This is a genomic window from Pedobacter sp. KBS0701, assembly GCF_005938645.2.
Lineage (GTDB): Bacteria > Bacteroidota > Bacteroidia > Sphingobacteriales > Sphingobacteriaceae > Pedobacter.
The window spans coordinates 1,078,167-1,099,448 of record NZ_CP042171.1 but is presented as its reverse complement, the minus strand read 5'-3'; the positions used below and the strand labels follow the sequence as shown (position 1 = coordinate 1,099,448).

The following is a 21,282-nucleotide window of genomic DNA, read 5'->3' as shown; positions in this document are numbered from 1 at the left end:
TTATTTGAAACAAAATTTCGAAAATTAAAATTTAAAAGAATTTAATTCCATAATCTATAATTATGATAGGTATTATAGATTGATTATTAGGCAAAACGCAATGCAAAAGTAGGTTAATTTCGACTGTAGTGAAACAGAATAGAGAAATCTAATATCTAGTCCTCATTACACCAACTTGTAAATTTTTCCTGGTAATGAAACAATAACACCCTGCATCTCTAAGGTAAGGATTACAATTGCCAGTTTACTTTGCTGAATATTCAATTGCGTGCAAAGTTCATCTATAGAAAGCTGGCCATTTTTTAATGCGCTAATAACCCGCTCCTCATTAGGTGTAAGGCTCAGCTGTAAGGTGGTTTGTTGAACATTATGCTTCACCTTTACCTCATCATCCCAACCCAGGTAATAAATCAAGTCATTAGCATTGGTGATTAATCCAGCTCTATTGGTCTTAATCAGGAAATTACATCCTTCTGAAAAAACGTCATTTGTTCTACCTGGAAAAGCATATACATCCTTATTGTAGGAATTTGCGATTTCTGCGGTAATTAAGGCCCCGCCTTTTATTGACGCTTCAACAACCACGGTAACATCTGCAATGCCGGCAATAATCCGGTTTCTTTGTGGAAAATTAGGCCGGTCGGGATTGGTCAGGATTGGGAACTCGGTGAGCAGGCCTCCATTCAGAACCATTTTCTGAGCAACTGTTTTATGAATTTTTGGATACATCCGGTCTAAACCATGACCAAGTACCCCAACAGTAGGAATATGATTTGCCAGGCATTCTTTATGGGTGGTTACATCAATGCCGTAAGCCAGGCCACTAACGATTAAAACATGATATGGCGCCAAAACTTCACACAACTCTTTACAGAGATTTTTCCCGTAAACTGTTGCATTACGGGTTCCAACAACGCTGATGATACGCTGCTGGTTAAAATCAACTGTACCTTTGGCATAAAGCAGGATGGGCGAATCGATACAATTCTTTAACCTTTTAGGATATCTCTCGTCTGAAAAAAACAATACTTCTATCCCATGTTTTTCAATAAAATCCAATTCTTGCCTGGCCCTGATCAAGGCATCGGTACCACGAATGGCTTCAATTGTTTTTTCTCCAATGCCCGGAATCTGCAAGAGCTGTTTTTTATTTGCCGAAAATATTTGCTCAGCACTTCCGCAATAGGCAAGAAGGTTTTTGGCCGTTACCGGACCGATAGATTTAATAAAAGTTAAGGCAATTTTATGTAGCGTGCTCATAATCTGATAAGGTTAAATAAATTCGGGATGATTTATTTCCTTAAAGCAAGCTTAAAAATCAATGTCTATTAAACTTTTTAACGGAATATGAATATTGTTTTTTAGCTGTATATATTTCTCTGTTACTGCCCAAACTGTTGTATCAACACGTTTCGGACCGATGGTTGTATTAAAAGTAATGACGGCTTTTGATTTAAATTCATTACCTAACCTTTGCGCTTCATCAAGTTTGGTTTGCAGTTCATGGGAGTGATCTTCCTTAGCATTGATGATATTTAAATAACTAATATGTTCCTTTTCTACAATTTCTATTGGCATGAGTCTCTTTAACGATTAATGTTAAACAAGCTTATCAATTTTTTATAAAAAAAGCAATACTTATTTACTCAAATATTGCAGTAACAATATAAAAAGGGCCAGATTTGAGATACAAAACTGGCCCTTTCAGAAAATTATTTAAACTTCAGCTTTCTGGTTTCAACCATTCCTTTAAAATCATGGTCCATTTTGCCAGACAAATCTTCAACACGGGTTTTAGATAGTGGTGATGTACTGCTAATGGTATTGTCTTTCAGTAAAGCAGAGAAATTTCCATTGGCAGAATAATATAAAGCCTGTGCCAATAGTTTTTCTGTAGGATCTCCAAAATCTTTGGTTACATCATCAAAAATATCTTTATCAACAGCCATTCCATCAAAGTAACCACCTTGATTTAATTGATTTTTGGTTTCAAACTGTGGAATATACAAGTCGTTTTTATCTATGCGGATGGAGAAAAAACCAACTGGTTTGCCATAAGTTTTCTTGCCGATCAATTTAACATCGATTACAGGTTTCAAATTGTTAATCAACAACTCACTGGCAGATGCTGTTCCACCTGTTACAATAAAGTAAACTCTTGTTAAGCCATTAAGCGAACCACGTTTAGCAAAAACCTCCTGGTTTCCGGCTGCAACTGTAGGTTTATAAGAATAATCAAAATAAGAATACATCCGTGTTACCCCATCATTACCTTTAGCATAAAACTTTTGGTTCTGAAGAATTGTGGCTTGATCATCCTGCATAGTTTGTGTCCAGTAAGTAGTATACATTACTTTACCATTTTGTGTAGAAGGTGCAATCAGGTTGGCAAAGGCCTCTGATGTTTGTACCGATCCACCACCATTATACCTTAAATCTACAATCAGCTCGGTAATACCATCCGTAGTGAATTGACTGAAAGCCTTATCTAACAAGGTTGCAGAATTTGTTGTAAAGGTGTTAAAAACAATATACCCCACTTTTTTAGCGCCAATAGTATATGTCTTACTAAATAATATTGGGTTAACATTATATTCAGCCTTAGTTACCGTTACATCCTGAGTGGTCTGATCAGGTTTTAAAACAGTTAAGGCAACAGTAGTGTTAGATCCAAAAATCGCATTCACTACATAATTAATACTGGCATCACTAGTATTTATGGTTGAATTACCATTAATTTTTATAATCTGATACCCTCTTTTTAGTCCCTGACCGGCCGCAGGTGATGCAGCATACACATATTTAATCCTCAAATCGTTATCTCCTGCAAAAAACACCGAAAATCCAAAATCACCATTCACGCCCCCCAACTGACCAGCAACAGAGCCATCATCTATAAAAGAATATTTAGGAGAGGTTGAACGCTCTACATATTCGTATGGTTTGTTTGTTTGCGGATTAATTGCAATCTGAGTCATTGCATACAACAATTTCTCGTTGGATGAAAAAGCTCTTGGATTGAATTTATCGTAAGTAGGCAAACTCTTATTCCAATAATAGGTTTGCTTGGCGTAAAGAAAGATAGAGTCTTTAGTGAGTAGTGTCCGATCGCTGGTTGGTGTTTGCAACAGGTTGGATTCAACATCTGTATTGGCGTCAGGATTATTATTCGATTTTTTACACGACACGGTAAATCCAACCACAATAAGCAAAGCATATAAAAATGCATTTTGCGAAATAAATTTTCTAAGCATATTTACTTGTAAATTTCTAGTGACACAATATACGGCAAATTAATTAGTTTAGATTGTTGCTCATCAAATTTATTTGCACCAACAACTAACGCTTGGTTAGGCGATAAATTATTGCTGTTTAGTATATTCTGAAAAATTTCTGCTTTAGATTGACCAAGTTCATTAACAAAATATACGGTAAGATATTGCTCCAGCCCATTCCACTCTGTTTGCTTAATTTTATTAAGTTGTTGTTCCGGATTACCAGCCGTTACAATAAAGATCTGTTTACGGTTTACAACCAACTCCTGCATAAACTCAAGCATATTTTTAAAGAGCAGCAACTTAAGTGGCAAACGGGCATTTAAATGCAGGAGATCGAAATTGTATTTATATTTTTCATCAATCCCAAATTGTTTAGCTGTTTTTTCGAAAAGCACATCCGTTCCATTATTTTCATATTCAGCCTGCATAAAATTGATGATGGGCTGCGCATTTTTTTGTTCCGTATATTCTATAAACTGTGCAAAAAGGTAATAAACCTGTAATAAATAGTCTTTTTCAGGAAAAAGTACATTATCTAACTCAAAAATGACAGCTTGTTTGTCTGTAACATATTGATATACATCCATATTAAATTGTAAAAAGTTTTAGGTCATTAGTATGGTTATAGCTAAAAACGCCATTCAGGTTTGAAGATCCATTTTTAGGAACAAAATGCTCTTCGGTTGAAAAAATCCGTTCGCCATGAACAAACACGGCAAAATTTTGACGAGTAACCTTTTCTGTAGTCAAATAGTCAGCAATTACATCAGCATCGGGCAAAAGCACCTGGATTCCATACTCCCCAAAAAGCACTGCAGATTTAGCCAGAGGCACAACTTCATACTCGTGCAGAGGAATGATACAATCTATGGCTTCTGTGATGCAAAAATTTAATAGCATATGAGCAATACTATCTTTATTGAGCAGCCCCAGCGATGAAAAGGCATAGCTTTCAGTAACTATCGCCGGCACATCACCATAATCGGCCAACAGCACAAAATGGCTGGGGAATGCTTTCATCAGCTTCAAAGCTTTGGCATTGTTCCCTCCTGTTATCAGTATTTTCAAGGTATAATGATTGAATGAGTAAATTAGTAATTAATGAGTGATTAAGTGAGTGAATTAGGGAATGATCATGACCTTAGACAATTAAACCGTCTTTCATGCTCACTACACGGTCGCTGGTTTTTGCAAGGTGTTCGTTGTGCGTAACAATTACAAATGTTTGCTGGAAATTATCGCGCAAAGTCACAAACAGCTGGTGTAATCCTGCTGCATTTTCGGAGTCCAAATTCCCTGAAGGCTCATCTGCCAATATAATCGAAGGATTATTGATCAGTGCTCTGGCAATGGCCACCCTTTGTTGTTCACCCCCAGACAGCTGATTGGGCTTATGCTGCCCCCTATCTTTAAGCCCAAACAGATCTAGTAGCTCAAGCGCCCTATTTTCAGCCTGTTTTTTATTGGTTTTGGCAATAAATGCAGGAATGCAGATATTTTCAATGGCACTAAATTCTGGCAACAAATGGTGAAACTGAAATACAAAACCGATGTTCTGATTTCGGAAAATACTCAACAAATCGCCATTCAATTTATTTATAACTGTACCTTTTAATTCTACAAATCCTTCATCAGGTTTATCTAATGTTCCTAAAATATGTAATAAAGTACTTTTACCTGCACCAGATGGTCCAATAATACTTACAATCTCCCCTTTTTGTACTTCAAAATTTACCCCTTTTAAAATTTGTAGATTTCCGTACGATTTTCTTATTCCAGTGGCTTTTAGCATGGTTCAAATTTAGCAAAATGGTTTGTTAGTTCAATAGTTCATTGGCCAATGGTTATTGGTTCATAGTTGATGGTTTATTAGTTCATGATTACTGATGCAATAGTTTTATCGTTTATTGATTCATAAATAATCGCCTAATAGTTGATTAGCTTAAACCGGCAATAATTTTACACATATAACTCATTGATTATCATATAATTATTAATAAATATATCTCTTGAATATTCAGACTATTAACCATGAACTTTTTGGCCATTAACCAACTACCAACCTCACATTAACCAATAAAAAATAAAAAAGATTTGCAATTATCATTTTCTTATTTAACTTTGAAAAACAAAGCACTTTTAAAATGAATAGTCCGGAAGAACAATTGAATACCCTAAAAGATATCAGACAGATAATGGACAGATCATCAAGATTTATTTCTTTGAGCGGATTATCTGGTGTTTTTGCAGGCGTGATTGCTTTAATCGGGGCTTATTTTGCAAACGATGAAATTAACAAATTCATTAATAAACGGGGTTATGGCTATGGTATAGATGGAGAAATGGACCTGGAGTTTAACCTGATAAAACTGGGCATCTTTGTTTTAGTGATTGCCTTAGCCGGCGGCCTTCTATTTACCTACAGGAAAAGTCAGAAAAACAATCTTCCCATCTGGGACAAGACCTCTAAATCACTTTTAATTAACTTATTTATTCCATTGGTTGCAGGAGGTTTGTTCATTATTGCTTTATTGATTAACCATCCTAACACCTATACCATTATTGCCCCGAGTTGTTTAATTTTTTATGGTTTAGCACTTATTAATGCCAGTAAATATACTTATAGCGACATTCGCTACCTGGGACTTTGCGAGGTAATACTTGGATTGATATGTATGTTTTACGTGGGTTACGGGTTAATTTTTTGGGCTTTTGGCTTTGGGATACTACACATTGTTTATGGTCTTTTAATGTATTTTAAATATGAGAGAGGTCAGTAAGGATGAAAAACCCGATAGCAGATTTAAATAAAATATTCGATAGCCGGATCAGGTTAGGCGTCATGTCTGTCCTGGTGGTAAACAACGAAATTGGTTTTAACGACCTGAAACAAATGCTTGAGCTGACTGATGGCAACCTGGCCTCCCACCTGAATACTTTGGAACAGGCTGATTTTATTAAAGTACACAAAGGTTTTATTGGTCGCAAAACCAGCACCACCTACTCCATTACCGCTTTGGGCAAACAAGCTTTTAAGGCACATTTAGATGCACTTGAAAAAATGATTAAAAAGCTATAACTATTTTTTTTGACCATACACTTTGAAATACAAAGCACTTTTAAAGAATGAAATCACTAGAATTTTTAATTATTAAAATTGGAAAGAAAACCACACTGGTTTCTTTTATTGGGGGAACTGCCCTATTTATTAGCTTTTGTATTTTCAGGACCCAATTTCTGATTTCTTTTGGCATGATATACATTTCTATTGCCATTTTGATTAATCTATTTGTAATGCTTGCCCTGATTATTTCATGTTTCCTCTACACATCAAACAGGACATCCTCCATATCGACCATATTACTTCAACTTATTAATATTCCTATTGCCATTATGTACTTTTTAATTATAACCACAATCACATTGTAAAATGAAAAATAAATCCAACCTCTTGCTGCTATCTGTCCTACTAGGCGGCCTGTTATTTACTTTTCTCTTTTGGAAAGAACGCTTAGCTGTTAATTTACTCATCTATAGCATTTATCTTTTGATTATTACTTTTATCAACCCAGACGTAGTAAAAAGCACCAAATTTAAAATTTATGGCTTAGCACATTTACTGGCCGCAGTGCTGGTGGTAATCAACAACTCCGATTTATCAGTAGCAACTTATTACATCAGTCTTTTACTGTTTATTGGTTTTAGTCATAATCAACAGATCAGAACAATTTTCACTGCTTTTCTTGCAGCAATTTTACAGATGGTAACCGTTCCTTTCAATGCAATTCAAAATTTAAGTAAAATCAGCATCGGTAATTTTAAACTGAAGCCTGTTTTCACCTTAATCAAATACATTTTTATCCCGGTAATCATTGTAACCATTTTTGCCTGCTTATATGCCGCAGCCAGCAATGTTTTTGCTCATTATGCAGAGGCGCTGCTCACCAGCATTGGTAATTTCTTCGAAAATATGCTTCATTTCTTTTTCAAGGATTTAAGTATCGGACGCATTATGCACTTCTTTTTTGGCCTGATTTTAACCAGTGGTTTATTGCTGGCATTTTTTAATAAAAGCCTGGAGAAAGCAGAACTGAAATGTAAAGAGCAATTGGTACGGATCAGAAGAAGCTTAGCTCAGAAAACAATATGGTACAATATTGTACAAACGTTTACCGGCAACCTGTTAACGCGAAAAATGGCACTAAAAACGGAATACATCGTAGGCATTATTTCTTTCGCCGCACTTAACCTGTTGTTGCTAATGTTAAATGCTATTGATATTACTACACTTTGGTTTGGCTATGAACCTTCAGGCAATTTTTCGGGAGAATTACACCAGGGCACAAATTCATTAATCTTCAGCATTGTAATGGCCATGGCAATAATTCTCTATTATTTTAGGGGGAACTTAAACTTTTACCACAAAAGCAGAACATTAAGGTTATTAGCCTATACCTGGATGGTTCAGAATTTTATCCTGATCATATCAGTATTTATCCGTGATGGCTATTATATTGAATTTCATGGCTTAACGCATAAACGGATAGGCGTACTGGTATTTGCCACCCTTTGTATCATTGGCCTGGCAACGGTTTATTTTAAAGTAGCCAAACAGAAAACCATATTCTATCTTTTCAAGGTAAATGGAAATATCTGGTTTGCGCTGTTGTTGACTTTTACCTTTATTAACTGGGATGTTTTAATTGTGAAGTATAACCTAAACCATGTTGATGTCGTTTCTATCGACCCTTACTATTTAACCTCCTTATCAGAAAAAACACTTCCATTTTTGGATAAAAACCGTTCAAAAATCCATCCTTCAACTAATAACGATTCGGAAGTTGCCAAAGTAGGTCAACCAGAAGAAGTACTGATGAGAAAATTAGACCAAAGGATTGGTTACTTTAAAGCGCGTTACGAAAAATCGAGCTGGTTATCGTGGAATTTACAGGACTGGAATACGGCAGAATATTTTGGTTTGAACAAATAAAAACAAAATGGATAGAAGATATAAAATAATGGCCATGGCTTCGGCATTAATGGCATTAGCGTGGTTCGTTTTGAACCGTACTGTTCACCAAATTTTCAGCCTACAACCGACGAAGAATAAAAATTAATCAGCAATATCATGAAAATACATATCTCAGCATATTGGACGAATCATTTCTCAAATAACACCAAAATTAATAGGATAGATTGGACACTAAAACCGGAAATTTTGGATTCAGAAAAACAAAATATTCTAAAGTCGCTGCAGGCCTGGCAGCTTGGTGAAACGTCAGAAGGCAAACATTTGATCAACGCTTCAAAAAAATATGCGAAAACTATAAATGATGAAGAATACCTGGAGGCTGTTAAACTTTTCATTAAAGAAGAGCAAAAACATGGCAACAACTTAGGTAAATACCTCGATTTAATTGGAGAACAGAGAATTACGAAAGATTGGGGCGATACCTTATTCAGGAAAATAAGGTATTTCAACACCAACATGGAGCTTTGGACAATCGCTGTAATTACCGTAGAAAGCGCTGCACAAATATTTTACCAGGCACTTAAAGATGCCTCAAACTGCACATTGCTCAAACAGATCTGTACCGATATCCTGATTGATGAGGCGACTCACATTACTTTTCAAAGAGAACGCCTCTACATTATTTTCAGCCAAAAAAATGCCGTTTCAAAGTGGATTGCTTACCATGCCTATTCGTGCTTCTTTCTCTGTACAAGTTTAGTGGTTTGGCTGGCACATAAAACATTATTTAAAGCAGGTAAGCTTAACTTTTATCGCTATTTCAACAAGATGAAATATAAATTAGGTAAGGTTGCGGGTAAATCTGTCCTTTATGAAAAAGAAGAGCAACTGACACTTTCATTTAAAGAATTAAATCAAAATCTTTTGTAATTAACCTCTCGCCTTTGCTGAACTTTTGTTGGATTTAGTTTTCCCGGTGCAATTTCGCACCGGGAAGCAAAGGTTTAATTATTAACGATTTAAATCAGATATTACAATTATAAAAATCATGAAAAATCAAGAAACACTTAGCTCAGGCAAACTAAGAATGATCATCTTTTTAAGCGTAATGGCATGCATATTGGCCATTCCACTAGTTGCTATGCAATTTACAAATGAAGTGAATTGGACGCTATCTGATTTTGTAACCGCAGGAATTTTATTGCTCAGCACGTGTTTGACTATAGAACTGGTGATCAGAAACTTAAAAACCGGCAAGTTAAGAACAATAACTCTTGTTGTCATTTTGCTGGCGCTATTTCTCATCTGGGCAGAATTGGCGGTTGGTATCTTTGGAACACCGTTTGCCGGAAGTTAAAGAACACTATTAACCATTTGTTTCTGCAAATTCAAGATGATTAGCGCAGAGGAAATATTCTTTTTTGCATTTACAGGAACCAACTTTGTTTTTAAGCCTGATTGCAGCGATAAGCCCGGAGCGTAGTGAGGACTTATAGCGAAAAGCAGGGCCACTAGCCGCCACGAAGAACCAGGCCCTCACTTTCAAATGAAAAATCTCTGCGAAATCAGCCGGACACCATAAACTACTGCACATTACCGGCACTAATTTCCCGATTAACATAAAACGTTCATTTTCTTAAAAAATCGGCAATTGCTATTTGTTTAAAGGGTTTGAAATTGTAGCTTTGGGCAAATTTTGTAGCAAATGAACCCGATACTATTAAAATAATTATTTCAATAGTAATAGGCTCCATCTGACAGATAAAGACAAAAATATAAACAGATGAATATTCACGAATACCAGGGTAAACAGATATTAAAAAGTTTCGGTGTTAACGTTCAAGAAGGAATTGTTGCCGATACTCCTGAGCAAGCTGTTGAGGCTGCTAAACAACTGAAAGTAGATTACAATTCTGACTGGGTTGTAATTAAAGCGCAAATCCACGCTGGTGGTCGCGGTAAAGGTGGTGGTGTAAAATTAGCCAAAAACCTTGATGAAGTTAAACAACGTGCAACCGACATTATCGGCATGCAGTTGATTACTCCTCAAACCGGTCCTGAAGGTAAAAAAGTGAACAAAATTTTAGTGGCTCAGGATGTTTATTATCCAGGTGCTTCTGAAACCAAAGAATTCTACATTTCTGTATTGTTAGATCGTGCAAAAGGTCGCAATATCATCATGTACAGCACCGAAGGTGGTATGGATATCGAAGAAGTTGCAGAGCATACGCCACACTTAATTTTTAAAGAAGAAATTGATCCTAAAGTTGGTTTACAAGGTTTCCAGGCACGTAAAATTGCTTTCAACTTAGGTGTTAGCGGTAACGCTTTCAAAGAAATGGTAAAATTCGTTACTGCTTTATACAAAGCTTACGAAGCAACCGATTCTTCAATGTTCGAAATTAACCCGGTATTAAAAACTTCTGATGATAAAGTAATTGCTGTTGATGCTAAAGTGAATTTAGATGAAAACGCATTATTCCGTCACCCTGATTATGCAGCAATGCGCGACGTTACGGAAGAAGATCCAATGGAAGTTGAAGCAAGTGCCTCGAACCTAAACTTCGTTAACCTTGATGGTAACGTAGGTTGTATGGTTAACGGTGCTGGTTTAGCAATGGCTACCATGGATATCATCAAACTGGCTGGTGGTGAGCCTGCTAACTTTTTAGATGTTGGTGGAACTGCAAATGCGCAAACGGTTAAAGCGGCTTTCAACATTATTTTGAAAGACCCTAACGTTAAAGCAATTTTGATCAATATTTTCGGCGGTATCGTTCGTTGCGACCGTGTTGCTCAAGGTGTAATCGATGCTTATAAAGAAATCGGTAATATCCCTGTGCCAATTATCTGCCGTTTACAAGGTACAAATGCTGAAGAAGCTAAAAAATTAATCGATGAGTCTGGCTTACAGGTTTATTCAGCAATCGCTTTAAAAGAAGCTGCTGATTTAGTAACTAAAGTATTGGCTGAACAAGCGTAATAAGCTTAAAGCATTATCATATCGTATAAACCTTTCAGTGAAAACTGGAAGGTTTTTTTATTCCCCTCTTTTAGAGGGGTGTCCGCAGGATGGAGTGTTCTTTAAACTATCATGACCAGAAACCCCCGGTAGATCTAAATCTAATAGCAATTTGACCTAAATGTACTAAGATGCCTTAGGTGGTCAATTTTTCTGGAAATTTAAGGTTCAGTGTTAATGGCAGACGATAGTCCTGCTATCTCTTCAAGTCCTCACTCATGCTTCGCTCCGGGCTTTCCGTTCTATCAGGTTTATTTAACTTGGGTTCGTCGTACTTCGCCAAAAAAAAATCATCGCTAAACTTACGAAGTCCTTCCCAGGCTTCAGCCTTTTTAGACTTCGTAAGTTACTCTCCCCGAAACTCCAAAATATCGCCCGGCTGGCACTCTAAAACTGCACAGATAGACTCCAAAGTCTCCAAACGGATCGCCTTCGCCTTACCGGTTTTTAATATCGATAAATTAGACATCGTAATCCCTACCCGCTCACTCAATTCGGTAAGCGACATTTTGCGACGGGCAAGCATTACATCTAAGTTGATTATTATTGGCATTGTAAGATCCGTAAAATTAGGAATGTTTAAGCTGAAATCTACTTATATCGTCAAATCATTTTCTTCCTGAAGTTTACTTACTTGTATTAAAAGTTGAAAAACTGCATTTCCTAATATCAAAAGGCCCAATAAAGTTAAATTTGAGAAACATCCTCTGTCATAATAGGTAAATGTATTATGAGTAATCCCCTTAACATAAAACCTTAAAAAGATGGCAAAAGCAAACTGACAGCTTATGTACAATAATATACCCGAAGCAATGTAGTTATAGATATTTTTCTGAGTTATCTCCCCTAACAAATTTTGGCTTTTATTAGAAATAACCAAAAGAAATATTCCAGATAGCAAATAAAAAAAAGCAGTTGCACCAGAATCTTTAAAAATTTCATTTTCTAAAATAATAGCCTGTTCAAACGTAGGCTTAATCTCAATGCATCCGAAATTGAAGTTCTTAAATTTCATGCTGTTTATCACTGAATCTTTTTCGACTGAAACACGGTCCTCTACGGCCACAAACAATTTACCCTGCTTATAATCTCGAAACGCAAAAATAAAATGAAAGACAAATGAGATCAGAACAGATGTGACCAACACAAATCCTGAAATTTTAATTAATCTAGATATTTTCCACATATTATATGGTTAAATCATTTTCTTGTTTTAGCTTTCTAGAATAAGAAAGCAGTTCATAAATGATGGTGAGTATAGCTATCAATGAGAGCATACTGAAATTAATGGATTCCTGATGAAAACGTGGGATACCAAATTGGTTACCGGTTAAGTGCAATACATATTTATCAATTAACAGCAACACAGCACCTTTTAAAACCATGAACAAAATACCTCCTGCACATACAAATTGCCATAATGTACTTTCAGTTAACTTTTCAATAGAATTTGGCCAGGTGTATGCAATAATTAAGATCGTAACTCCAAGAATTAAATAAAATACAATACCAGCGCCAATATTGCTAACAGCATTATCTGACAAAAGGATAGCCTGCACAAAAGTGGGTTTAAATTGATAGGTACCCACATACTTATTTGTAAATTTTGCTCCACCAATAATCTTGGCTTCCGGCTTCACATTTTTCTCTACTACATTAAAAGATATCGCTCCATCTTTATAATCACTGTACGCTGAAAATAAATGGCTAATAATAGATACTAATGCAATAAAAACGAGGCTAAAACCTGCATATCTAAAAACTTTTAAAATTTTATTCATCGCTATATCGTTAAATCATTTTCTCGTTTAAGTTTTTTCGTATATCGAATAAGGCCATAAATAGCATTAAAAATGACAGTACCAAGAACGGCAAAACCCAGATAAGCCCGCAAATTATCATCATGCTTAAATTGCCCCATGGTTAAGGAATCAACATATTCATTAAGAAGTATTCTGATCAAAAAATAGAGTGCAAAGAAGAGTCCTGCTGCTACCCATACAATTTTGACGATGTTCTTTTCCGTTAAACTTTCTAAAGTAATTACCTTATTTTTAATTTTTTTAAGCACTATAAGGCATGAAATCAGGTAAAAAAACATGGCGGCGCCTCCGTCATTGAACATACCATCCTCAAGTATTATAGCCTGGATTATTGTGGGTTTAATTTCCAGCTCACCAATTTGTTTATTTTTGAATTTTAAACCATTAAAATTTTCGACCTGAACTTCTGCAGTTTTCTTTACATGGAAACTGAGCGACTGGTTATTATAATCTATAAAAGCATATACAAAATGTACCGTTGCTGTAATTATACAAAGTGCAATTAAGGTAATAGCAGAATTCCTGATGGTCAAAGTAAGCGTATTCATTGATAATTCTTAAAATAATTTCTCTTTTGATTTTAATTTTTTTGCCTGAAAAAACTACCAGGACATTATGGCTTTTGTTATCTGCACTAAATAACTGAATTTAATGAAACGTCATATTTATTTAATTATTTACAGGGCAAACATAAAAATTTAATTATTATAAATCAAAATATATTTATTGATTTACAATAAATAATAATCGAAAAGCAGCTACAAGCCTTGGTATAGGTGAAAATATGTCAAAAACTTTCTTGGAATGATTTTTGTTGTAAGTAAAAGTATAAAAAACATGTGCAAACAGTAACATTTTCAGCATTTTATCCTTTCGGATTGCCATACAATTTCGTAACTTTGCACACTTCAATAATTAAAGAGCACACAAAACGTATAAATGAGACAACTCAAGATAACGCAATCCATAACCAACCGTGAAAGTCAGTCATTAGATAAATACCTACACGAAATTGGTAAAGTAGATTTAATAACAGCAGAAGAGGAAGTAATTTTAGCAAGGAAGATTCGTGAGGGCGATCAGGCTGCATTAGAGCGCTTAACTAAAACCAACTTACGTTTCGTTGTGTCTGTTGCAAAACAATATCAAAATCAGGGTTTAACTTTAGGAGACTTGATTAATGAGGGGAACTTAGGTTTAATTAAAGCGGCAAAACGTTTTGATGAAACCAAAGGTTTCAAGTTCATTTCTTATGCAGTTTGGTGGATCCGTCAATCTATTTTACAGGCAATTGCCGAGCAAAGCCGTATTGTGCGTTTGCCTTTAAACCAGGTTGGTTCCTTAAGTAAAATCAGTAAAGCTTTTTCTAAGCTAGAGCAGGAATACGAGCGTGAGCCTTCTCCGGAAGAATTAGCAGATATCTTAGAGACAACTGTAGATAAAATCTCAGATACTTTAAGCAACTCTGGCCGTCACGTATCCATGGATGCTCCTTTCGTTCAAGGTGAAGAAAACACATTATTGGATGTATTGGAAAACCATGAACCAAATACGGATAGTTCATTGATCAACGAATCATTGTCAGAAGAGATTAAACGTTCTTTATCTACTCTAACTGAAAGAGAAAGAGAAATTATTGTTTTATTCTTCGGCTTAGGTTCTAACCACCCACTTTCGTTAGAGGAGATTGGTGAGAAATTTAATTTAACACGCGAGCGCGTTCGTCAGATTAAAGATAAAGCATTACAACGCTTACGTCATACTTCAAGAAGCAAAATCTTAAAATCTTATTTAGGATAAGAGATTAGATGTATATCAATATTAAAAGATCGGCTAAGGCTGGTCTTTTTTTGTTTATTACATTTCTCCGATACGGTAGAAATGACGATTACACGCTAGCTATCTTTTTTATTTACAGACAACTAAATTTATCGTTATGATTTTATATCTTTAAATCATGTCGATTGGTTTACTCAAAAAATCCTTAACTATATACAAGCCCATTTTTTTATGGAATGTATTGGTTAGCTTACTCACATCGGTATTTTTCATTTTAAATGGTTTTAAGGAGCCAGGGATTTACACCTTTGCGCTATTTATCAAATTTATCGGCTGGTTATTTTCTATAGCCATATACTTCATGTTTTATCAATCTACTGCATATTATTTCAAAAATCAGGGCATAGGATTTAGAAAAATTATGATAAACCTGGTTTTATATGATTTAATAGTTTTTGTCGGAATTTTAATTTTATCATCAATATGCAGGAACTTTCTATCGACAGTGTTAACCAATCTTTTGCAGACCGCGAAGTATTAAGCAGTGTTTACCTAAACTGTAAAACTGGCGAAGTAGTTGGTTTATTGGGCAGGAATGGATCAGGTAAATCAACCTTATTAAAAATCATTTTTGGAAGCGTAAAAGCGAACTTCAAGTACCTTAATATAAATAATAAAGTATATAAAAAAGGTTACCTATCTAAGAACCTGTCCTATTTGCCTCAAGATAATTTCATCCCAGGCAAGATCACTGTTTTGCAGGCCATCGATACCTTTTGCAAAAAACAGCGTGCTGAATTACAACAATTCGAATTTGTAAAAAAATATTTAAACACTAAATTCTATAACCTATCTGGTGGAGAACGCAGGTTTATCGAATGTTTATTAATAATTTACAGCGACGCGCAATATATACTTCTTGATGAGCCATTCTCGCAATTATCACCTTTATGGATAGAAGAGTTAAAAAAGCATATTAATAAATCAAAAGCAGATAAAGGCTTTATTATTACTGATCATTACTACAAGTCTATTTTAGATGTTTCTGACCGCATTGTACTGCTGCATAACAGATGCAACTATACCATCCATAATCAAGATGACCTGGTGACCTATGGTTACCTCCCAGGCTCTACAGCTTAAATTTAAAGACTACGTCATGCTGATCTGATGGTTATCGGATTTATTTCAGCATCTATTTTTCTTTTAACAACTCAGATTAAAAGATCCTGAAACAAGTTCAGGATGACGATCGCCCGAACCTAATGCGTGATACTGATCCGATGGTTATCGGACTTATTTCAGCATCTATTCTTCTTTTAACAACTCAGATTAAAAGATCCTGAAACAAGTTCAGGATAACGATCGCCCGAACCTAATGCGTGATACTGATCTGATGGCTATCGGATTTATTCAGCATCTATCTTTTTCCAACAACCCAAATTAAAAGATCTGAAACAAGTTCAGGATGACGACCGCCCTAACCCAATGCGTGATGCTGAACCGATGGATATCGGATTTGTCCAGCATCTATCTTTTCTTTCAACAGCTTAAATTAAAAGATCCTGAAACAAGTTCAGGACAACGATTTTATCATCCTAAAACAACAAGTGTTTAACTGTTAATCCATTATTGATTAACTGTTTTAAAGAATCAATGCCAATACGCAAATGTGTTTCTACATATTTTTCGGTAACAGTGCTATCGCTCTCTGCCGTTTTAACCCCTTCAGGGATCATCGGTTGATCGGAGACCAAAAGTAATGCGCCAGCTGGGATTTTATTGGCAAAGGCCGTGGTGAAAATTGTCGCTGTTTCCATATCTACCGCCATTGCCCTCAAAGTTTTCAAGTATTTTTTGAACTCTTTGTCGTGTTCCCAAACCCTACGGTTGGTGGTGTAACAGGTTCCGGTCCAGTAATCCCTACCATGATCGCGAATGGTGGTAGAAATCGCTTTCTGCAAGGCGAAGGCAGGCAATGCAGGTACTTCTGCCGGCAGGTAATCATTTGAGGTACCTTCTCCCCTAATGGCCGCAATTGGCAGGATTAAATCACCTAATTGGTTTTTCTTTTTTAAACCGCCACATTTACCCAAAAACAAAACTGCTTTAGGCTTAATCGCCGTTAATAAATCCATCATGGTGGCTGCCAGTGGACTTCCCATACCAAAGTTGATAATCGTAATACCATTAGCGGTAACGCTCTGCATAGGTTTATCTAAACCCATAATCGGCGCATTATCGTTCCATTCCGAAAACATGCTTACATATTTACTGAAATTGGTTAACAGGATGTAATCACCAAATTGATCTAAAGGGCGGCCGGTATAACGCGGTAGCCAGTTTTTAACAATTTCATCTTTGGATTTTAATCCAGATTTAACGGGACTTTCTACTTCTTTTACTTTTTTAGATTTTTCTACTATTTCTTGGGCTTTTTTTATGTCTTTTTCTTCGTTCATACTTTTTGGTTTAGAGCCTGGCGCATGGCGCATAGCGTTAACAATACTATATTACAAAAAATCCCTCCCGAATTACGGGAAGGATTTGATTTTTTAAGCGGCCTGCAACTTTTTAAAATCGGCCTTTTCAAATTTCTCTATCGCGTAATCGAGATTGATGTGCAACTCCTTGACATCCGTCTGCGTTGGTGTATCAAACATCGCATCCAACATAATCGCTTCGCAGATTGATCTTAAACCACGTGCACCAAGTTTGTATTCCATTGCTTTATCTACAATAAAATTTAAAACATCCTCATCAAAAACAAGCTTCACGTCTTCGTAAGCAAAAAGCTTAACATACTGCTTGATCAATGAATTTTTAGGTGCGGTTAAAATGTTTCTTAAAGATTCTTTATCTAATGGATTTAAGTGAGAAAGAACTGGTATACGGCCAATTAATTCCGGAATTAACCCGAATGATTTCAGATCCTGAGGTGTAATATACTTATAAAGATTTTTAAGATCCAATACAGTCTCATCTTTCTTTACTTTATATCCTACAGCCTGGGTACGTAAACGGTTGGCAATTTTGCGTTCGATACCATCAAAAGCTCCACCGCAAATAAATAAGATGTTATTTGTATTTACCGGGATCATTTTCTGATCGGGATGCTTACGTCCGCCCTGGGGTGGAACGTTAACAACCGTACCTTCTAAAATCTTCAATAAGGCCTGTTGAACACCTTCACCTGATACATCACGGGTAATGGATGGATTATCGCTTTTACGTGCCACTTTATCTACCTCATCGATATATACAATACCACGTTCTGCAGCCGTTACATCATAATCTGCAGCCTGAAGCAAACGTGTTAAGATACTCTCCACATCTTCACCTACATAACCTGCTTCTGTTAAAACAGTTGCATCGCAAATACAGAAAGGCACGTGCAGAATTTTCGCAATGGTTTTAGCCAAAAGCGTTTTACCCGTTCCGGTTTCGCCCACCAACATGATATTCGATTTTTCAATCTCAATCTCGTCTTTATCAATTTTTTGATTTAAGCGCTTGTAGTGATTGTAAACGGCAACAGAAAGCACCTTTTTAGCATCATCCTGACCAATTACATATTGATCAAGGTGTTGTTTAATTTCAAGAGGCTTTAATAAGTTTATCGCCTCCTGAATATTTTTTGTCCCTTTGGTTCCTAATTCCTGCGCAAGCAACTGATTGGCCTGGGTAACACATTTATCACAGATAAATGCATCCATGCCTTCAATCAGCATTAAAGTTTCATGCTTGCCAGAATGGCAGAATGAGCAACGGGATTCTTTATTTTGTTTCGCCATCTTTCTTTGCGTTTCTCGATAATACTTCATCAACCATACCAAAACCTTTTGCCTCATCGGCAGTCATCCAGTAATCGCGATCTGAAGCTTTCTCTACCCAATCATAAGTTTGACCAGAGTGCTCTGAAATAATATCGTATAATTCTTTTTTTAATTTCAACATTTCTCTCAGGTTGATCTCCATATCAGATGCCACACCTTGTGCACCACCTGATGGCTGGTGGATCATTACTCTTGAGTGAGGCAATGCAGCACGTTTTCCTTTTGCTCCTGCCACTAATAAAACGGCACCCATTGATGCTGCCATACCGGTACAAATTGTAGCTACATCAGGCTGGATATACTGCATGGTATCGTAAATACCTAAACCTGCATAAACCGAACCACCTGGCGAGTTAATATAGATCTGAATGTCTCTATCGGCATCTGCAGATTGTAAAAACAACAACTGCGCCTGGATAATGTTGGCATTCTGATCGTAAATGGCATCACCTAAAAAGATAATACGGTCCATCATTAATCTTGAGAAAACATCCATCTGTGCTACATTCAACTGGCGTTCTTCAATAATGTATGGCGTCATGCTCTTAGGATTCAAATTAGCCTGAGCAATAAATTTATCTACGTGTAAACCGCCAATTCCCTGATGTTTAACGGCAAATTTCCTGAATTCTTGTGAATCTATGTTCATGAGTTATGAGTTTTTAGCAGAGGGCATAGAGTTTTGAGCTCCTGTTCCCCATCGTTTCGTGAATAATAAAAAACCAAAATATAAATAATATTTTAATTATGTTGGTTTAGACAAAGAGTATACCACATCGAAATCTATGACAATATAGCACTCCGTTACTTCAAACTTTTAGAAAAGCTGGAAACCATTCTCGCTAAAATATCTAAATCTTCCAATAAATCTGCCAAATCCTTGTCAGAAACTAGTAATCTTAAATTTAACACCAAAAGAATATTCGCATTTTCGAAAATAGACCGATGTGCATAGTTTAAAAAACGTTTGAAATCGGCAGCGGAATTGGAACCAGACCCTTCTGCTATATTATTAGATACGCTAAGAGCAGCTCCTCGAAGCTGCTCTGCGTATCTAAACTTTTTTATTTCTTCTAATTTTTCAGAAATATCAATTAATTTATTGCCTACTATAATAGCTCTCTGCCAAATTAGCAAGTCTTGAAATCTAAATTTTGCCATATAGCAAAATAAGATTTTATATATAATATTTAAAGCTCCTGGCGCTATGCCCTATGCTTTTTTCTCCACGAGCGCCACAAACTTATCGTAATCAATATCTTTTTGCTCTAAAGTGACAACAGATTTGATTTGTTCGAAAGTTTTTAATGCTTTTACCTCTTCGAAAACACGGTTTGCATTTTCTTTTTCCTGTAAAAACTGAACAGCATATTGAGCCAGTTGATCTTCAGGAAGCGGGCTTGGGCTGTACATCCTGAACTGCGCATCTAATTTAGCTTTAGCCGCCTGAACTACATCCTCATATTTAATTTCAATGCTGTTATCTTTAATGATTTTATTTTCGATTAAAGTCCATTTAAGGTTTTTAGCGAAATCATCATAACCTTCAGCTAATTCTTCGTCAGTTAATTTTTCGTTTGTAGCTTTCAACCAACGACGTAAAAATTCATCAGGCAATTCAAAAGTGTGTTTAGCTAAAAGTGCTTCATAAATATCGTTTGATAATTTACGTTCAGCATCCTGTTTAAACATACCTTCTACTTCTTCGGTAATTCTAGCTTTGAAACCAGCTTCGTCGGTTACTGTACCCTCACCAAATAATTTATCAAAAAACTCCTGGTTTAAGTCAGATTCTTCTAAACGGTTAACGTTTTTAACGTGAAGTTTGAAGTTTGCCTTTAAAGCAGCTGCTTCTTCTTCTGAAATATTTAAAGCTTTTGCAATTACGGCAGCATCTTCAAATGCTTTCTGGATGTCGATGGTTACTTCGTCATCTTTCTTTAAACCAATTAGTGATTTAAGAATCTTTTTATCTTTAATTTGATCTAAACGAACACTTGCAGTACTGGTAATACCACCTTCAACAGCAGTACCATCTTCAGTTACCTGGTTTAATTCGGCGTAAAGTACATCATCATCAGCCGAAACCTCTGGATTAGTCATTTTACCATAACTACGGCGGATATTTTTGATACGGCTTTCTAAAGTTTCCTGATCCGCTTTAATTACGTATTCAGTAAATTTATCTTTAGATGAAAGATTTACATCAAAAGCCGGCGCTAAACCTAACTCATAATCAAATTCGAAATCATCTGTATTGTCCCATTTAAATTCGCGTTCATCGTCCATTTTAGGAAGCGGTTGACCTAAAATTTCTATTTTTTGCTCAGCGATATAGTTAGATAAGGTATCGTTTAACAAGTTGTTAACCTCTTCTACCAGGATACTTTTGCCATACATTTTTTTAATGTGGGCAGCAGGAACCATTCCTTTACGGAAACCAGGTAATTGTGCTTTTTTAGCTTGATCTTTAATGGCTTTCTCTACTTTTCCAGTGTAATCAGCAGGTGCGATCTTGATTTTTACAACAGCATTTAAGTTGCCGGTTTTTTCCTGTGTAATATTCATTTTT

Annotated in this window: 23 protein-coding genes; 8 read left to right on the top strand and 15 right to left on the bottom strand. The window is 35.9% G+C overall.

Annotated elements, in window-relative coordinates; all coding sequences use genetic code 11:
• Positions 1-165 precede the first annotated feature (165 nt).
• The 6 genes from dprA to FFJ24_RS04260 form a co-directional block, all read right to left on the bottom strand.
• The gene (gene dprA / locus FFJ24_RS04285; RefSeq protein WP_138822874.1) at positions 166-1,260 is read right to left on the bottom strand and encodes a DNA-processing protein DprA; all 1,095 of its coding nucleotides are present in this window, start codon (positions 1,258-1,260) and stop codon (positions 166-168) included.
• Positions 1,261-1,311: 51 nt separating this feature from the next.
• Entirely contained in the window at positions 1,312-1,578 is a 267-nt protein-coding gene (locus FFJ24_RS04280) for a hypothetical protein (RefSeq protein WP_132401083.1), read from the bottom strand.
• Between the two features lie 134 nt (positions 1,579-1,712).
• Positions 1,713-3,254: a S41 family peptidase gene (locus tag FFJ24_RS04275; protein ID WP_138822872.1), complete on the bottom strand. Its 1,542-nt coding sequence runs from the start codon at positions 3,252-3,254 to the stop codon at positions 1,713-1,715.
• 2 nt (positions 3,255-3,256) lie between these two features.
• Entirely contained in the window at positions 3,257-3,865 is a 609-nt protein-coding gene (locus tag FFJ24_RS04270) for an HAD family hydrolase (RefSeq protein ID WP_138822870.1), read from the bottom strand.
• Between the two features lies 1 nt (position 3,866).
• Complete coding sequence (locus tag FFJ24_RS04265) at positions 3,867-4,346, bottom strand: hypothetical protein (RefSeq protein ID WP_138822868.1); 480 nt, start codon at positions 4,344-4,346, stop codon at positions 3,867-3,869.
• Between the two features lie 73 nt (positions 4,347-4,419).
• The gene (locus FFJ24_RS04260; protein WP_138822866.1) at positions 4,420-5,070 is read right to left on the bottom strand and encodes an ABC transporter ATP-binding protein; all 651 of its coding nucleotides are present in this window, start codon (positions 5,068-5,070) and stop codon (positions 4,420-4,422) included.
• 352 nt (positions 5,071-5,422) lie between these two features.
• Between FFJ24_RS04260 and FFJ24_RS04255 the strand changes: the two genes are divergently transcribed.
• The 6 genes from FFJ24_RS04255 (at position 5,423) to sucC (ending at position 11,233) form a co-directional block, all read left to right on the top strand.
• Positions 5,423-6,058, top strand: a complete 636-nt coding sequence (locus FFJ24_RS04255; protein WP_138822864.1) for a hypothetical protein — start codon at positions 5,423-5,425, stop codon at positions 6,056-6,058.
• 2 nt (positions 6,059-6,060) lie between these two features.
• Positions 6,061-6,357 (top strand): transcriptional regulator, encoded by a 297-nt coding sequence (locus FFJ24_RS04250; protein ID WP_138822862.1) that lies wholly within the window; start codon positions 6,061-6,063, stop codon positions 6,355-6,357.
• Positions 6,358-6,708: 351 nt separating this feature from the next.
• A complete protein-coding gene (locus FFJ24_RS04245; protein ID WP_138822860.1) occupies positions 6,709-8,268 on the top strand; it encodes a DUF4173 domain-containing protein in 1,560 nt (519 codons plus the stop codon).
• A gap of 138 nt (positions 8,269-8,406) precedes the next feature.
• Positions 8,407-9,180, top strand: coding sequence for a ferritin-like domain-containing protein (locus FFJ24_RS04240; RefSeq protein WP_138822858.1), 774 nt, complete (start codon positions 8,407-8,409; stop codon positions 9,178-9,180).
• A 118-nt stretch (positions 9,181-9,298) separates the two neighbouring features.
• Positions 9,299-9,607 carry a hypothetical protein gene (locus tag FFJ24_RS04235; protein ID WP_138822856.1) on the top strand — a complete coding sequence of 103 codons (309 nt, stop codon included), beginning with the start codon at positions 9,299-9,301 and terminating at the stop codon, positions 9,605-9,607.
• A 426-nt stretch (positions 9,608-10,033) separates the two neighbouring features.
• Positions 10,034-11,233, top strand: a complete 1,200-nt coding sequence (gene sucC / locus FFJ24_RS04230) for an ADP-forming succinate--CoA ligase subunit beta (RefSeq protein WP_138822854.1) — start codon at positions 10,034-10,036, stop codon at positions 11,231-11,233.
• Between the two features lie 385 nt (positions 11,234-11,618).
• Here sucC and FFJ24_RS04225 read toward each other — a convergent pair whose 3' ends face one another.
• Genes FFJ24_RS04225 through FFJ24_RS04210 form a run of 4 tightly spaced genes read right to left on the bottom strand, consistent with a single transcriptional unit; the run spans position 11,619 to position 13,643 of the window.
• Positions 11,619-11,825 (bottom strand): helix-turn-helix transcriptional regulator, encoded by a 207-nt coding sequence (locus FFJ24_RS04225; RefSeq protein WP_138822852.1) that lies wholly within the window; start codon positions 11,823-11,825, stop codon positions 11,619-11,621.
• A gap of 42 nt (positions 11,826-11,867) precedes the next feature.
• Positions 11,868-12,458: a hypothetical protein gene (locus FFJ24_RS04220; protein WP_138822851.1), complete on the bottom strand. Its 591-nt coding sequence runs from the start codon at positions 12,456-12,458 to the stop codon at positions 11,868-11,870.
• 1 nt (position 12,459) lies between these two features.
• Positions 12,460-13,053: a hypothetical protein gene (locus tag FFJ24_RS04215; RefSeq protein WP_138822849.1), complete on the bottom strand. Its 594-nt coding sequence runs from the start codon at positions 13,051-13,053 to the stop codon at positions 12,460-12,462.
• A 2-nt stretch (positions 13,054-13,055) separates the two neighbouring features.
• A complete protein-coding gene (locus tag FFJ24_RS04210; RefSeq protein WP_138822847.1) occupies positions 13,056-13,643 on the bottom strand; it encodes a hypothetical protein in 588 nt (195 codons plus the stop codon).
• A 391-nt stretch (positions 13,644-14,034) separates the two neighbouring features.
• Here FFJ24_RS04210 and FFJ24_RS04205 point away from each other — a divergent pair, with 391 nt between their 5' ends.
• Complete coding sequence (locus tag FFJ24_RS04205; protein WP_010601359.1) at positions 14,035-14,895, top strand: RNA polymerase sigma factor RpoD/SigA; 861 nt, start codon at positions 14,035-14,037, stop codon at positions 14,893-14,895.
• A gap of 462 nt (positions 14,896-15,357) precedes the next feature.
• Positions 15,358-16,017, top strand: a complete 660-nt coding sequence (locus FFJ24_RS04200) for an ATP-binding cassette domain-containing protein (RefSeq protein ID WP_138822845.1) — start codon at positions 15,358-15,360, stop codon at positions 16,015-16,017.
• Between the two features lie 455 nt (positions 16,018-16,472).
• Here the strand turns inward: FFJ24_RS04200 and FFJ24_RS04195 are convergent, their stop codons facing one another.
• The 5 genes from FFJ24_RS04195 to tig form a co-directional block, all read right to left on the bottom strand.
• Positions 16,473-17,336, bottom strand: a complete 864-nt coding sequence (locus FFJ24_RS04195) for an AMP nucleosidase (protein ID WP_210419455.1) — start codon at positions 17,334-17,336, stop codon at positions 16,473-16,475.
• A 93-nt stretch (positions 17,337-17,429) separates the two neighbouring features.
• A complete protein-coding gene (gene clpX, locus FFJ24_RS04190) occupies positions 17,430-18,698 on the bottom strand; it encodes an ATP-dependent Clp protease ATP-binding subunit ClpX (RefSeq protein WP_371716948.1) in 1,269 nt (422 codons plus the stop codon).
• Positions 18,652-19,359: an ATP-dependent Clp endopeptidase proteolytic subunit ClpP gene (gene clpP, locus FFJ24_RS04185; protein WP_138822840.1), complete on the bottom strand. Its 708-nt coding sequence runs from the start codon at positions 19,357-19,359 to the stop codon at positions 18,652-18,654. Before clpP ends, clpX begins: the two co-directional genes overlap by 47 nt.
• Positions 19,360-19,514: 155 nt before the next feature.
• Positions 19,515-19,871 (bottom strand): four helix bundle protein, encoded by a 357-nt coding sequence (locus FFJ24_RS04180; RefSeq protein WP_138822838.1) that lies wholly within the window; start codon positions 19,869-19,871, stop codon positions 19,515-19,517.
• A gap of 51 nt (positions 19,872-19,922) precedes the next feature.
• Positions 19,923-21,278, bottom strand: coding sequence for a trigger factor (gene tig / locus FFJ24_RS04175; protein ID WP_138822836.1), 1,356 nt, complete (start codon positions 21,276-21,278; stop codon positions 19,923-19,925).
• Between the last annotated feature and the right edge of the window lie 4 nt (positions 21,279-21,282).

Excerpts from the sequence above, each read along its gene's own strand:
- dprA (WP_138822874.1), bottom strand. The coding sequence starts at position 1,260 with ATGAGCACGCTACATAAAATTGCCTTAACTTTTATTAAATCTATCGGT.
- FFJ24_RS04280 (WP_132401083.1), bottom strand. The coding sequence starts at position 1,578 with ATGCCAATAGAAATTGTAGAAAAGGAACATATTAGTTATTTAAATATC.
- FFJ24_RS04275 (WP_138822872.1), bottom strand. The coding sequence starts at position 3,254 with ATGCTTAGAAAATTTATTTCGCAAAATGCATTTTTATATGCTTTGCTT.
- FFJ24_RS04270 (WP_138822870.1), bottom strand. The coding sequence starts at position 3,865 with ATGGATGTATATCAATATGTTACAGACAAACAAGCTGTCATTTTTGAG.
- FFJ24_RS04260 (WP_138822866.1), bottom strand. The coding sequence starts at position 5,070 with ATGCTAAAAGCCACTGGAATAAGAAAATCGTACGGAAATCTACAAATT.
- FFJ24_RS04255 (WP_138822864.1), top strand. The coding sequence starts at position 5,423 with ATGAATAGTCCGGAAGAACAATTGAATACCCTAAAAGATATCAGACAG.
- FFJ24_RS04250 (WP_138822862.1), top strand. The coding sequence starts at position 6,061 with ATGAAAAACCCGATAGCAGATTTAAATAAAATATTCGATAGCCGGATC.
- FFJ24_RS04245 (WP_138822860.1), top strand. The coding sequence starts at position 6,709 with ATGAAAAATAAATCCAACCTCTTGCTGCTATCTGTCCTACTAGGCGGC.
- FFJ24_RS04240 (WP_138822858.1), top strand. The coding sequence starts at position 8,407 with ATGAAAATACATATCTCAGCATATTGGACGAATCATTTCTCAAATAAC.
- FFJ24_RS04235 (WP_138822856.1), top strand. The coding sequence starts at position 9,299 with ATGAAAAATCAAGAAACACTTAGCTCAGGCAAACTAAGAATGATCATC.
- sucC (WP_138822854.1), top strand. The coding sequence starts at position 10,034 with ATGAATATTCACGAATACCAGGGTAAACAGATATTAAAAAGTTTCGGT.
- FFJ24_RS04225 (WP_138822852.1), bottom strand. The coding sequence starts at position 11,825 with ATGCCAATAATAATCAACTTAGATGTAATGCTTGCCCGTCGCAAAATG.
- FFJ24_RS04220 (WP_138822851.1), bottom strand. The coding sequence starts at position 12,458 with ATGTGGAAAATATCTAGATTAATTAAAATTTCAGGATTTGTGTTGGTC.
- FFJ24_RS04215 (WP_138822849.1), bottom strand. The coding sequence starts at position 13,053 with ATGAATAAAATTTTAAAAGTTTTTAGATATGCAGGTTTTAGCCTCGTT.
- FFJ24_RS04210 (WP_138822847.1), bottom strand. The coding sequence starts at position 13,643 with ATGAATACGCTTACTTTGACCATCAGGAATTCTGCTATTACCTTAATT.
- FFJ24_RS04205 (WP_010601359.1), top strand. The coding sequence starts at position 14,035 with ATGAGACAACTCAAGATAACGCAATCCATAACCAACCGTGAAAGTCAG.
- FFJ24_RS04200 (WP_138822845.1), top strand. The coding sequence starts at position 15,358 with ATGCAGGAACTTTCTATCGACAGTGTTAACCAATCTTTTGCAGACCGC.
- FFJ24_RS04195 (WP_210419455.1), bottom strand. The coding sequence starts at position 17,336 with ATGAACGAAGAAAAAGACATAAAAAAAGCCCAAGAAATAGTAGAAAAA.
- clpX (WP_371716948.1), bottom strand. The coding sequence starts at position 18,698 with ATGAAGTATTATCGAGAAACGCAAAGAAAGATGGCGAAACAAAATAAA.
- clpP (WP_138822840.1), bottom strand. The coding sequence starts at position 19,359 with ATGAACATAGATTCACAAGAATTCAGGAAATTTGCCGTTAAACATCAG.
- FFJ24_RS04180 (WP_138822838.1), bottom strand. The coding sequence starts at position 19,871 with ATGGCAAAATTTAGATTTCAAGACTTGCTAATTTGGCAGAGAGCTATT.
- tig (WP_138822836.1), bottom strand. The coding sequence starts at position 21,278 with ATGAATATTACACAGGAAAAAACCGGCAACTTAAATGCTGTTGTAAAA.